Source organism: Nocardia sp. NPDC060220, from assembly GCF_042727815.1.
GTDB lineage: Bacteria > Actinomycetota > Actinomycetes > Mycobacteriales > Mycobacteriaceae > Nocardia.
Map to the genome: position 1 here is coordinate 1 of NZ_JBHWZY010000085.1, position 13,358 is coordinate 13,358.

Annotated in this window: 10 protein-coding genes and 1 pseudogene; 6 read left to right on the forward strand and 5 right to left on the reverse strand. The window is 69.0% G+C overall.

The window, feature by feature from the left end; genetic code table 11:
* The 6 genes and pseudogenes from ACFWF3_RS06920 to ACFWF3_RS06945 form a co-directional block, all read left to right on the forward strand.
* A pseudogene (locus ACFWF3_RS06920) lies at positions 1-233 on the forward strand (FAD-dependent oxidoreductase); the annotation flags it as partial.
* Positions 234-295: 62 nt separating this feature from the next.
* Entirely contained in the window at positions 296-1,531 is a 1,236-nt protein-coding gene (locus tag ACFWF3_RS06925; protein WP_378638645.1) for a MurT ligase domain-containing protein, read from the forward strand.
* Complete coding sequence (locus tag ACFWF3_RS06930; protein WP_378660960.1) at positions 1,528-2,244, forward strand: type 1 glutamine amidotransferase; 717 nt, start codon at positions 1,528-1,530, stop codon at positions 2,242-2,244. The genes ACFWF3_RS06925 and ACFWF3_RS06930 overlap by 4 nt, the downstream gene beginning before the upstream one ends.
* Positions 2,245-2,393: 149 nt before the next feature.
* Positions 2,394-3,260, forward strand: a complete 867-nt coding sequence (locus tag ACFWF3_RS06935; protein ID WP_379312835.1) for an ABC transporter permease — start codon at positions 2,394-2,396, stop codon at positions 3,258-3,260.
* Positions 3,257-4,315 (forward strand): ABC transporter substrate-binding protein, encoded by a 1,059-nt coding sequence (locus tag ACFWF3_RS06940; protein WP_379312830.1) that lies wholly within the window; start codon positions 3,257-3,259, stop codon positions 4,313-4,315. Before ACFWF3_RS06935 ends, ACFWF3_RS06940 begins: the two co-directional genes overlap by 4 nt.
* Entirely contained in the window at positions 4,312-5,103 is a 792-nt protein-coding gene (locus ACFWF3_RS06945; protein ID WP_379312831.1) for an ABC transporter ATP-binding protein, read from the forward strand. Before ACFWF3_RS06940 ends, ACFWF3_RS06945 begins: the two co-directional genes overlap by 4 nt.
* A 1-nt stretch (position 5,104) precedes the next feature.
* On the opposite strand, the gene ACFWF3_RS06950 is transcribed toward ACFWF3_RS06945, so the two are convergent.
* From ACFWF3_RS06950 to ACFWF3_RS06970, 5 genes are all read right to left on the reverse strand, one after another.
* Positions 5,105-5,977, reverse strand: a complete 873-nt coding sequence (locus ACFWF3_RS06950; RefSeq protein ID WP_378994381.1) for a bile acid:sodium symporter family protein — start codon at positions 5,975-5,977, stop codon at positions 5,105-5,107.
* A 118-nt stretch (positions 5,978-6,095) separates the two neighbouring features.
* Positions 6,096-7,163 carry a putative zinc-binding metallopeptidase gene (locus ACFWF3_RS06955; RefSeq protein WP_378994383.1) on the reverse strand — a complete coding sequence of 356 codons (1,068 nt, stop codon included), beginning with the start codon at positions 7,161-7,163 and terminating at the stop codon, positions 6,096-6,098.
* 3 nt (positions 7,164-7,166) lie between these two features.
* Entirely contained in the window at positions 7,167-8,063 is an 897-nt protein-coding gene (locus tag ACFWF3_RS06960) for a transglutaminase N-terminal domain-containing protein (RefSeq protein ID WP_379312832.1), read from the reverse strand.
* A complete protein-coding gene (locus tag ACFWF3_RS06965) occupies positions 8,060-11,188 on the reverse strand; it encodes a circularly permuted type 2 ATP-grasp protein (protein WP_379312833.1) in 3,129 nt (1,042 codons plus the stop codon). The genes ACFWF3_RS06960 and ACFWF3_RS06965 overlap by 4 nt, the downstream gene beginning before the upstream one ends.
* A 213-nt stretch (positions 11,189-11,401) precedes the next feature.
* On the reverse strand, positions 11,402-13,358 hold a 1,957-nt coding region (locus tag ACFWF3_RS06970; protein WP_379312834.1), incomplete at its 5' end, for a transglutaminase family protein.

The window sequence follows — 13,358 nt, forward strand, 5'->3', positions numbered from 1 at the left end:
ATCTCTTCCTCGCCGGTGACTACGTGCGCACCGATGTGGACCTGGCGACCATGGAGGGCGCCAACGAGTCGGCCCGTGCGGCGGTGAACGCACTGCTCGACGTGGCGGGCTCGCCGGCGCCGCGCTGCCGTGGTTTCCGGCTGCGCCGCACCCCCGAACTCGAGCCGTTGCGCATCATCGACGCCGACCGCTATGCCAAGGGCATGCCCAACCTTTTCGACGAGCCGACCTGACCCGGACAAGCTCACACCGCTCCCGCACGCGCGCCCGGACGGCGCGCACATAGACTCGCGGCGTGGCAGACATCTCGGTGCGTGGGCGCTTGGCCTTGCGAGCAGCGGCGGCAGCGTCGTGGGCTTCGCAGAAGGCGGGTCGCGGCAAGGGTTCGATGATCGGCGGCCTGATCGCGTTGAAGATCGATCCGTCGATCATGACGCAGCTCGGGCGCGGTCGGCGAACGGTGCTGATCACCGGCACGAACGGTAAGTCGACCACCACCCGGATGACGACCGCCGCGCTCGGCACGCTCGGCGACGTCGCCACCCAGGCCGACGGCGCCAATATGGACGCGGGCATCGTGGCCGCGCTCAGCCTGCACCCGGGTGTGGCGCTGGCCGCGATCGAGGTCGACGAGCTGCACCTGCCGCACGTGAGCGACGCGCTGGATCCGGCCGCCGTGGTACTGCTCAACCTCAGCCGCGACCAGCTCGACCGGGTCGGCGAGATCAACATGATCGAACGCAAGCTGCGTGCCGGGCTCCTGCGTCATCCCGACACGGTCGTCATCGCCAACTGTGACGACGTGCTGGTGGCCTCCATCGCCTACGACCACCCGAATGTGGTGTGGGTGTCGGCGGGCAGCGGCTGGGCCGTCGACGCGACGAGTTGTCCGCGCAGCGGCGAGCCGATCGTCTGGGAGGGCGAGAACTGGCGCTCGACCGGTGCCGATTTCCATCGCCCGCAGCCGGTGTGGTGGCTCGAGGGCGAAGACCTGTGCGGCCCTGACGGTTTCCGCGCTCCGCTGCATCTGGCGCTGCCGGGTCGCGCGAATCGCGGCAATGCCGCGCAGGCGGTGGCCGCGGCGGTCGCGATGGGCGCCGAGCCCGCGAAGGCCACCGATGCCACCGGCACTGTGCGCGAGATCGCGGGCCGCTACCGCACCGTCACCGTCGGCGACCACGACGCGCGGTTGCTGCTGGCCAAGAACCCCGCGGGCTGGCAGGAAGCGCTGTCGATGATCGACCCGGCCTCGGCCGGTCTGGTGATCGCGGTGAACGGTCAGGTGCCCGACGGCGAGGACCTGTCGTGGCTGTGGGACGTGCGGTTCGAGCACTTCGAGGGCGTGCAGGTGGTCGCCTCGGGCGAGCGCGCCACCGATCTCGCCGTGCGCCTCACCTACGCGGGTGTCGAGCACACGCTCATCCCGGATCCCGTGCGCGCCATCGCCTCCTGTCCCCCCGGACATGTCGAGGTGCTGGCCAACTACACCGCGTTCCGCGATCTCAACCGTGACCTGGAGGCCCGCAAGTGAGCGAGTCAACCCTTCGTATCGGCCTCGTGCTGCCCGACGTGATGGGCACCTACGGCGACGGCGGCAATGCCCTGGTCCTGCGCCAGCGCCTGCGGATGCGGGGCTACGACGCCGAGATCATCGACATCACCCTCGCCGATCCCGTCCCGGATTCCTTCGACATCTACACCCTCGGCGGCGCCGAGGACTCCGCGCAGCGCCTGGCCACCCGCCACCTGCAGAAGTACCCCGGCCTCCAGCAGGCCGCCGCCAAGGGCGCACCGGTGCTCGCCATCTGCGCCGCCATCCAGGTGCTCGGCAACTGGTACGAGACCTCGGCGGGCGAAAAGGTCGACGGCGTCAGCCTTTTCGACGTCACCACCTCGCCGCAGAAGGTGCGCGCCATCGGTGAGGTCACCACCACGCCGCTGGTTCCCGGCCTGAAAGCGCCCCTCACCGGCTTCGAGAACCACCGGGGCGGCACGACTCTTGGCTCCGATGCCACCCCGCTGGCCCGCGTGACCCGAGGTGTCGGCAACGGCGTGGGCGACGGCACCGAGGGCGTGGTCCAGGGCTCGGTCTTCGGCACCTACCTGCACGGCCCCGCGCTGGCCCGCAACCCCGAGCTGGCCGATCTCCTCATCGCCAAGGCCCTCGGTATCCCCGCCACCGACCTGGCTCCCCTCGACCTTCCCGAGGTCGATCGCCTCCGCAAGGAACGCCTGCGCGCCTGACCCGACAGCGGATCGACGCCGCCGCGCGGACTTCCGCTCATCGCGACTTTTAACCTCCCGTAACCGCTACCTGCGCCGATAGCGTCTCCCTTCGCAGTGCTGGACGAATCCGCCCGGCACCGGAGGTGAGGAGTGCCGAGGTGACCGCAGTGGTGTCGACCGTGGACGCCGACGAAGCGGCCGGTGCGAAACCGAGCACTGCGAAGGCACCTCGGCGGGGTGGTTCGGTGCTGGCCGCGGTGGTGGCGCTCGGCGTCGTGCTGGCCGGCTGGACGGTGGTGACGGCCGCCGGATTGGTCGACCCGCTGTATCTGCCGTCGCCGAAGGCGGTGTGGGATGCCTTCGTGCGCGCCAATTCCACGCATCGGATCGCCGACGGCGTGGATCGGTTCGTGGTCGGCGAGCAGAACTACTACCTGTGGGAACACCTGCTGGCCAGCCTCCAGCGGATCGCGATCGGGGTGGGTGCGGCGATCGTCGTCGGGCCGCTGGTCGGGTTCGTGATGGGGATGGTCGCGCCGGTGCGGTGGGTCACCGAGCCGATCCTGAACTTTCTGCGCGCCCTGCCGCCGCTGGGTTACATCGGTCTGCTCATCGTGTGGTTCGGCATCGGCGACACCGCCAAGATCTGGCTGCTGTTCCTCGCCGCGTTCCCGCCGATCGTCATCGCGACGCTCGACGGCGTACTGGGCGTCAAACGGGACTACCTCAACGCGGCGCGCTCACTGGGCGCCGGTCGCGCACAGGTCATTTCCCTCGTCGTACTCCCCGCGACCCTGCCCAACGTGATCAGCGGCATCCGCATCGCGACGGCTTTCGCCTGGACCACGGTCGTGGCCGCCGAACTCAACAACGGCATCCCCGGCATCGGCGGACTCGCGTATATCGCGGGCACGCAACTGAATACGCCGCTCACCATCGCCTGCATCATCGTGATCGGCGTGGCGGCGATGCTGCTGGACGCGGTGATCGTGTTCATCGGCGCCCGAGCTGTTCCCTGGAAAGGCAAAGTATGAAAACCGCACTGCGCAGGGTCGTCGCGACCTCGGCCGCACTCTCCGCCGTTGTCGCTGTCACCGCGGGCTGCGTGGAATCGGGGCGCGAGGACACCGGCGCGGCCGCGAGCTGCCCGTTCGCCGCCGATCCGAGCGTTACCAGCACCGTTCGCCTCGGCTTCCAAGCCATCCCCAACGGCGACCTGGTGGTGAAGGACCGCAACCTGCTGCAGGCGTGCCTGCCGAACGCGAAGATCACCTGGAGCCAGTTCTCCTCCGGCGCCGATGTGGTGCAGGCCTTCGGCGCGGGCGGACTCGACATCGGCACGCTCGGTTCGAGCCCGGCGACCAAGGCCCTGTCGGCGCCGCTGAACCTGCCCGTGCAGGTGGTGTGGATCCACGACGTGATCGGCACCTCGGAATCGCTTGTCGTGCGGGACAAGTCGATCACTACCCTGGCCGGGCTGACGGGCAAGAAGGTGGCCACGCCCTTCGGCTCCACCTCCCACTACAGCTTGCTCGCCGCGCTGGACAAGGCCGGTCTCACCGGCAAGGTGGAGCTGATCAACCTCGCCCCCGACGCGATTCCCGGTGCGTGGCAAGGCAATCAGATCGATGCCGCCTGGGTCTGGGACCCGACGCTGTCCAAGCTCACCGCGGCGGGCGGCACGGTGCTCACCAGTAGTGCCGAGACCGCGGCCGGCGGTGCGCCGACCTTCGACGTCGCCATCGCCGACAAGAAATTCCTCGCCGACAATGCCGCGTTCGCGAAGACCTGGGCCAAGGTGCAGGACTACGCCGTCGGTCAGCTGAAGAACCAGCAGGCCGAGGCCGCGGTGTCGATCGGCGCGCAGCTCGGTATCGCCCCCGACAAGGTCGTTCCGCAGCTGGCGGGCTACCAGTACCTGCCCGCCGCCGAGCAGGCAGGCGCGAAGTACCTGGGTGGCGGCTTCGGCGCGGACCTCGCCGGTACCGCGCGATTCCTGTTGAGCCAGGGCGGCATCGCCGCGGTCGGCACCGATCAGCAGTACCGCGACGGCATCTCCGCCACTGCCGCGGCGGGCGCGGGCTCGTGACCGCGGGGCCGGTGGCCGCCGATGCCGAGCGGGTGACGTTGACCGGGGTGAGCAAGAGCTACCCCGGTCCCGACGGCGACGTCGTGGTGCTCGCGCCGACCGACCTCACCATCGAACCCGGCGAATTCGTCTGCGTCATCGGCCCTTCCGGCTGCGGCAAGTCCACCCTGCTCAACATCCTCGCCGGATTCCTCCCACCGACCTCGGGTGCGGTGCGAGTCGGCGATCGAGTGGTCGACGGACCCGATCCCGACCGCGGCGTGGTCTTCCAGCAGGCCAACCTCTACCCCTGGCTCTCGGTCCGCGGCAATGTCGAGTTCGGCCCGAAAGTCCGTGGGGTGTCGAAGCAGACGCGGCGGGCCGACGCGCAGCGGCTGCTGGAGCTGGTCGGACTCGACCAGCTCGGCGACCGCAAGCCCTACGAGCTGTCCGGCGGCCAGCAGCAGCGCGCGCAGATCGCCCGCGTGCTGATCAACGATCCCGGCATCGTGCTCATGGACGAGCCCTTCGGCGCCCTCGACGCGTTGACCAGGGAACGACTCCAGCGCGAACTGCTCACCCTGTGGCGCGATCGCCGCAAGACGGTGCTGTTCGTCACCCACGGCATCGAGGAAGCCATCCTCCTCGGCACCCGAATCCTGGTGATGGGCACCGAGCCCGGCCGGATCGTGCACGACGTCACGCCCACCTTCGAGGCGGGCGCCGACTTCGCCACGGTCCGTGCCGACCCCGAGTTCAGCGCCCTCCGAGACGAATTGGCTCGCCACATCTACGCGGCGCACGCCTGATCTAGACGGCGACGCTCACCTGCCGACGGGTGATGAGCCAGCCGACGAGCGCGGCGAGCGGGAACATCAGCACGCCGTAGACCGCCGCGGGAACGGCCAGCTCGGTGCTGTCGAGCACGCTGATCGCGATGGTGATGGCGATGGTGCTGTTGTGGATACCGACCTCGAACGAGCAGGCGATGGCCTGGCGGTCGGCGACGCCGAGCAGGCGCGGCAGGTAGTAGCCGACCGACAGGCTGATCAGGCAGAACACGACGGTGATGGCGCCGACGTCGGCGAGCGAGTCGGTCAGGGTCTCCCGCTCGCTGACGATGGTGCCGACGATCACCAGCAGCAAGGTGATCGCCGACCCGATGCGGACCGGCTTGTCCATCCGGTCCGCGAACTCCGCCGACCAGCGGCGCACCAGCATGCCGAGGCCGACCGGAACCAGCACGATGGCGAACACCTGGATCACCTTGCTCAGCTGCAAACCGACGGAACCGTCCTCGCCGCTCGGCTCGAAGTAGCCGATGGCGAAGTTGGTCACCAGCGGCACGGTGACGACCGCGATGATCGAATTGACCGCGGTCAGCGACACATTCAGCGCCACGTCACCACGGAAGAGATGGCTGAACAGGTTCGCTGTCGTCCCGCCGGGCGAGGCGGCGAGCAGCATCATGCCGACCGCCAGAATCGGCGTCAGGTCGAACAGCAGCACCAGGCCGAACGCGACCACCGGTAGCACCAGCAATTGGCAGACCAGCGCGATGGCGACGATGCGCGGCGTCTTCGCGATGCGGGCGAAGTCGGCGCCGGTGAGCGAGAGCCCGAGGCCGAACATGATCACCGCCAGCGCCAACGGCAGACCGACTGATACCAGTGGAGAGTTCATAGCCACACACTTCTCGTCGAGCAGTCCGGGTCGAGGTACCGACCGGATTGAGACGCTCCGGTCTCAATCTCGCAGCGTAGCCAGCTGTGACGTTCGTCGCAGCGAAATCGACAAGGTATTACCCCGTCGAGACGACAGCCTCCGGAGCGGCGGCATGACTGCCGGTGCACAGATCGTGGACGAAGCGCATCTTCTCCAGCACCCGCTCCGGCAACACGAAGGGGTACAGGTCGTCGCGGCCCATCGAGCGGTTGACCATGTTCAGCGACCAGGTCAACGGCAGCCAGAGCTCGATGATCTTGTCGAACCCGGCGCGGCCGATCTGTGGGCGGTCCAGCGTCGCGCCCGCCGGGGCGAGTCCGAAGGCGGCCGCCGTGTCGAGGGTGTCGCGGATGTGCAGGTAGTGGGCGAAGGTCTCGGCCCAGTCCTCGGCGGCGTGCATCGTGGCGTAGGAGGAGACGTGGTCGCGTTTCCAGCCGCTGGGCGCACCCTGGGAATAGTGGCGGTCCAGCGCCGCCTGGTAGTCGGCGAAGGGATCGCCGAACAGGTCGCGAAAGCGTTGCAGGGCAGCGTCGTCGGCGACGAGCACGGAGAAGTAGTAGTGCCCGGTCTCGTGCCGGAAGTGGCCGAGCAACGTGCGGTACGGCTCGGCCATCTCGATGCGCAACTGCTCGCGGTGCGGGTCGTCGGCCTCGGCCAGGTCGAGGGTGACCACGCCGTCCATATGGCCGGTGAGCACGCCGTCGGTCCGGCTGGACAGCAGATCGAAGGCCAGCCCGTGTTCGGGATCCTCGTCGCGGCCGACGATCGGCAGACCGAGCTCGACCAGCTCGAAGATCAATCGCCGTTTGGCCGTCTCGGCCTCGGCGAACGCGGCGAGGCCGTCGGTGTCGGTGTCGTTGGGCCTAGTCCTGGTGAGCTTGCACGACACGCACAAGCCGGGACCGGACGCGTCACCGTCGACCAGCCAATTGCACTGCGCCACATGCAGGTTGTCGCACAGGCGGAAGCGATCGCTGTCGACGACGCCGGCCACGTGGTCGATCGCCTCGTCGCTCGGCGGGTCACCGATCACCACCAGCGCCCGTTCCCCCAGGCTGAAACCCAGTGCGCTGCGGCACGACAGGCAGACAGAGTTCTCGAAAGCCAGCTGCTGGCCACAATTCGGACAGACGAAATCACGCACGGACTACACCTCCACCGGGGCCACATCGACCGATACCTTGATTGTGGACTGCTTCGCGTCGGTGTAGATGATGCCACGCAGCGGCGGAACGTCCTGGTAATCGCGACCCCACGCCACGGTCACGTACCGCTCGTCGGCGAACTGGTCGTTGGTGGGGTCGAAGGCGATCCAGCGGCCGGTGCGATCGGTGTCGTCGGCGCCGGGCAACCAGACCGCGGCCCACGCGTGCGTGGCGTCGACGCCGACCATGCGTTCCTTGCCCGGCGGCGGGTCGGTGGCGAGATAGCCGGATACGTAGCGTGCGGCCAGGCCCTGCGCGCGCAGGCACGCCGCGCCGATTCGGGCGAAGTCCTGGCATACGCCTTCGCGGGCGGCGAACACGTCGGCCACGCTGGTGCTCACCGTCGTGGACCCGGAACGGTACTGGAAGTCGTGGTGGATGCGCGTGTTCAGCTCGGTCACGGCTTCGAGCAGCGGCCTGCCCGGCGGAAAACTCTCCACGGCGTACGCGACGACGTCGGGGGTGATCTCGGGCGGGAGCAGATCGAGGGTGAACTCGACGGCCAGCGGGCCGGTGGCAGACGTAGGACGCGCCGACTCCCATGGCATGTCGGCACCCGGCAGCGCCGCCGGGTCCTCGCCGTCGACATCGATGAGGGACTCGCCGGTGACCTCGAGGTTGCGATGCTCGGAGGTCACGTGGAAATACGTCGTGGTGTTGCCGTAGACGTCGGTGCCCACCGAGCGGTCCGAGGGCACCGGGTCGATGTAGATCTCGTGCTCGAGCAGGCGCTGACCCGGATATTCGCGCGGGGTGAGATACGCGCGACCGTAGGAGCTGGTCACCTCGTCGGAGTAGCTGTAGGTGGTGCGGTGCACCACCATGTATCGCCGGGTCATCCGACCATCCTGGTATTGCCCCAGAGCGGCTGAATACCCAGCGGGACAGTGAGTTTGGTGGCCTCGAACGATTCGGCCAGCTTGCGCAGTCGCAAGTGCACCCCCTCCAGCAGTTCCACCAGTTCGGTGCGCACGCCGTCGTCGTCGGTGTGTTCCAGGTCGGCCGGGTCGACGCGGCGCAGCATGCGCTGGGCGTCGGCGAGCAGGCGCTGCGAACGCGAGGCGCCGGAACCACCGGGCAGCGCCTGGAAGTCGGCCTCGAGACGGTCGAGCTGATAGATCAGCGACCGCGGGTTGCCCGGGTCGAACAGCAGCAGTCCCGCGAGCGCGGCCACGTGCGCCGAACCACGATGGCGGCGACGGTAACTCACCGCCGACTCGGTGGCGGTGAGCACGGCCTCCGCGACCACCCCTTGCACTTCGGCCGAACTCCGTCGCCCCAGTGCGGCATTGATCAGCGACGTCACCGCCAGCCCGCGCTCGATCCGTTTACCGATATCCATGACGTACCAGCCGGTGTCGCGCACCAGCGACTCCGCGCCGATCCCCGACAGCGACAGCAGCGCCGCCAGCGCCAGCGAATGCACCGACGACAACGCCGTCTCCTGTTCGGTACTGGCGCTGCGGAATTCGGCCAGTGCGCGGTCGACGGCGCCGATGATCATCCAGGTGTCACCGGACAATTGATCGCGCACCGCTCGCGCGGCGGATCCGTAGTGATCCACCGCGTACGACAGCGACCCGGCCAGCTCACGATCACCGGTCAACGAGGCCAGGTACCCGAACCCCTCAGCCGAAGCTCCGGCCACCGCCCGCCGCGCGGCCACGCCGTCCTGACCACTGGAATCCATGGCTCGGTGGGTGAACTGGCCCTGCGCCTGTCGCGACCGAGCGAGCACCGGCTCGGGCTCGGGGGCCGGCACCGGCTCCGAACCACGCTCGGGCGTGACACCGGTGGTGCGCAGCGCGCGGGCCAGCGCACTGGTCCCCGCCCGCTCCCACGGCGCCTCTGCCTCGGAATCGGGTTCGGGCTCGTCCGCTGTGGGCTGATCCCGACCAGCGGACCGGCTCTGCCCCGCCGACTGTGATGCCTTCGGTTCAGCGGGCGCGTCGTGCTCCGCCGCCTCCGTTCCTGCTTCTTCGCTGACCGAGGACCGCGATGACCGCGTCGCCACCGGGTCAGGCGCTTCGGCGCCTACCGAATCACGGTGCCCAGCATCGGCGTTCGGATCTTCGGTTGCGACATCGCGGGATCGCACGGCCACCAGCTGACCGATTCCGTTGGGCAGCACCGACTCTGGAGCGACGGTGCCCGTGGTGATCGACAGGGCACGCATGAGGATCGGCAAGGCTTCGGCGCCATCGAGCCATGGTCGGTAGCGATAGTCCTGATAGACGTCATGGGTGGCGGCGAGCAGGCGGACCACCGACTCTGCGCGTTCGCTGTAGCGGCCCATCCAGAACAGGTCGTTGAGCACGCGCGGCGAGCTGATCGCCTCGACGACCGGCACCGCCCTGCGCAACCGCTCCTCGTGCGGCGCTTCGGAACTCGCCGCGGGCACGGCCGCCGGAGCCGCGCGGACCCACACGTCCTTCGCGGCCACCTTGATCACGCTCCGGGTCGGTTCGAGCCGCATGCGCTGCTGACCCAGGCCACCCGACATCGCCGTATAGCTGCCCCGTCTGGCCAGCGAGAACAACCGCATGCCCACCGGTGCCGGCGCCAGCCCCGCCGGGCCGTCGACCGCGGGCGCGACCGAGAACTCGGCGGGCTCCTGCCCCACCCACTTCCATCGCTCGACCTCGATCCGGGCGGCGAGATCGGCGCGCTCGGCCGCCGACAGGCTCGGTCCGAAGATCGTCGAGCCGTCGACAGTGGAGCGGATCACCAGGTCACCGACGTGCGACACCAAGTGCGCGCGCTCGGTGTCGTCGCCACCCCAGTAGGTGGGGGTGGCATCGAGCAGCAGATCCTCGCCGAGCACCGAGCGGGCGATGCGCGGCAGGAACGGGCTCAGCGCGGGCGATTCCAGCAACCCGCTACCGAGGGTGTTCACCACCGTCACCGCACCGCGACGCAGCACCTCGACCAACCCGACCACGCCGAGCCGCGAATCGGGGCGCAGATCCAGCGGGTCGGAGAACTCGGCGTCCACCCGCCGCAACACCACGTCGACCCGTTCCAAGCTGCCGAGCGAGCGCATCCACAGCGCACCGTCGCGCACCACCAGATCAGAACTCTCCACCAGCGGGAACCCGAGCATCTGCGCGAGATAAGCCTGGTCGAAGGCGGTTTCGGAATGCGAACCCGGGCTGAGTACGACGACGACCGGCTCTTCCCCATCGGCCAGTTCGGGCGCCGCCTCCTCGAGCATCAACCGCATGGCCCGCGCGAACGGGCTGAGTGGACGCGGTCCCGCGTGCTCGAACGCCTCGGGAATGGCCGAAGCCACCACACGACGGTCGGCCAGCGCGTACCCGGCGCCCGAGGGTGCCTGCGCCCAGTCGGCGAGAACCCGGAACTGCCCGTCACTCCACCGGCTGATGTCGCAGGCGTGCAGAAAGAGCTGGTGGGTGCCGGGGATCGTGATGCCGTGCGCGGCCCGCACATACCCGGTGTTGCCGAACACCACCTCCGGCGGCAACAGGCCCGAACTCAGCAGCCTGCGCGGGCCGTAGACGTCGGTGAGCACCTCATCGAGTACCAGCGAGCGCTGCACGAGACCGGTTTCGAGGCGGGTCCAGTCCTCGGCGGACACCAGCAGCGGAATCGGGTCCAGACGCCACGGTTGCGGTATCGCGGTGTCGTCGTCGCCGCCCAGGCCGACCTCGGTGTAGGTGACACCGTCGTCCTCGATCTGCCTGCGCACCCGGTGATCGATCCGGTCGATCCCGCCGATCCCCTGGTCGATGAAGTCGGCCGACAGCTCCGACCACATCGACCGCACCCGCCCACGCCCGTCGACCAACTCGTCGTAATAGCCCCTGGTCGGCCTGCCGCACTCGTCGAAGCGCGCCCCCGCCGAACTGTCAGCCCGATACCGCGCGAACTGCTCGGCAACCTGAGCGCGAACGCCCGATCCCGGCCGATTCCCGCCCCGTTGCGCTTCATCGCGCTGAGCCACCGAGCCTCCTGTATTTTTTGCGGCTGGCGCCGCGGGGTTTTGCGGCCCCGATTGTCCCGATTCTTCCCTCCTCCGGTCAGTCGCTGCGCTCCCTCCCTCCGTCACTCCAGAATCGGGACGGCCGCAAACCCGAAGCCACTGACTTCCATCGATTGGTCGACCAGACCGGTGTGCAGATCGACCCGGCGTTCTGTGTCGCGCCGAACCTCCCTGCTACTGGCCCCACACTGTTCGCGCGCGGCGTAGGTCCAGGATGCCTGGTGCTCCCACATCGGTCGACTGTGCCGCGATCTTCGCACGGAGTTCGGCGGGATCGATCGGGTTCACCGTATGACCGGCGGCCTCGAAACGGCGGTTACGGCGCGATTGGGCGGCGACGGCATTGACGGGTGCGTCGTCGTAGGCGCGGCCGCCGGGGTGCACGACGTGGTAGGTGCAGCCGCCACGGGAGATGCCCGTCGCGACGTCTATCAGGTCGAACACCAGGGGGGCGTCGACGGTGATCGAGGGGTGCAGGGAGTTCGGCGGCTGCCAGGCGCGGTAGCGCACGCCCGCCACCTGCACGTCGGATTTGTCGGTGGCCAGCAGCGGTACCGGCATGCCGTTGCAGGTGAGGACGTAGCGGCCACGGTCGGCGCCGACCAGTCGCACCTGCAACCGTTCCACCGAGGAGTCCACGTAGCGAGCGGTGCCCTGGCCGGTGGTCTGTTCGCCGAGGGTGAGCCAGGGTTCGATCGCCCCGCGCAGTTCCAGCTCCGCCTCACCGATCATGGCGGTGCCGATACGGGGAAAACGGAATTCGGTGAAGGGGTCGAGCCAGGCGGTGTCGAAGTCGACGCCCGCCGCGCGCAGGTCGGCGGCCACTTCGGCGATGTCGTTCATCAGGAAGTGCGGCAGCAGATAGCGGCCGTGCAGGTTGGACCCGTGCCGGATCAGCGGCGCGCGCAGCGGCTTGTCCCAGAACATCGCGACCAGGCCGCGCACCAGCAGCGATTGCACCATCGCCATCTGGAAATGCGGCGGCATCTCGAAGCCGCGCAGTTCGAGCAACCCGAGACGGCCGCGCGCGGAGTCGGGGCTGTACAGCTTATCGATGCAGAACTCGGCACGGTGGGTGTTGCCGGTGAGATCGGTGAGCAGATGGCGCAGTGCGCGATCGATATGCCAAGGGGCCGACTGGATCTCGTACGGCGTCGGCCCGTGGGCTTGCTCGGCGGTGAGCCTGGCGACCTCGGCGAAGGCGATCTCGAGTTCGTAGAGCGCGCCTTCGCGACCCTCGTCCGCGCGGGGCGCCTGCGAGGTCGGGCCGACGAAACGACCCGCGAACAGGTACGACAGCGCGGGATGACGCTGCCAGTAGGTGAGCATGGAGACCAGCAGGTCGGGGCGGCGCAGCATCGGCGAACGCGCCGGGGTGACCCCGCCGAGGGTGATGTGGTTGCCGCCGCCGGTGCCGCCGTGCGTGCCGTCCACGTCGAACGACTCGGTGCTCAGCCGGGCGAACCTGGCCTGCTCGTAGAGGGTGTTCAGCACCTCGGCCTGCTCGGCGAACGAGCTGGTGGGCATGATGTTCACCTCGATCACGCCCGGGTCGGGCGTCACCGAAAACGTCTGTAGCCGTGCATCACTCGGCGGGGCATAGCCCTCCAGCACCACGGGCTGGCCGATCGCCACCACGGCCGCCTCGACCTTGGCGATCAGATCGAGGAAGTCGTCGAGCTCGGCGACCGGCGGCAGGAACACGTGCAGCCGCCCCTGCCTGACCTCGGCGACCAGCGCGGTCGTCGGCGTGAAATCGGCGGGCTCCACCGCTGCGGGCGGCTCGGCCCGTTCCGCGCGCAGCGGTTTCTGATAGAGCGGGTCGCTGTCGGGCAGGATCGGCGGCGCGTGCCAGGACACCGACCCGATCGGAAGGCGAAGTCCGGCAGGCGAATCACCATCGGCCAACACGATCCGGCCCCGGCCGCCCTCGGCACGCCCGCGACGCAGCTGCCAGTCGGCACTGGCCCAGCCCGCGCCGTCGGCCCGTCGATGAATCGGCAGCACATACGCCGACGGCTGATCGACCGACTCCTCCAGGCTCTCGAGCAATACCCGCCGCACTTCGGGCGAGTCCTCGGCCGGGTCGATATCGGCGGGCGGCGGATCGCCGTACGGCGCACTCACGGTC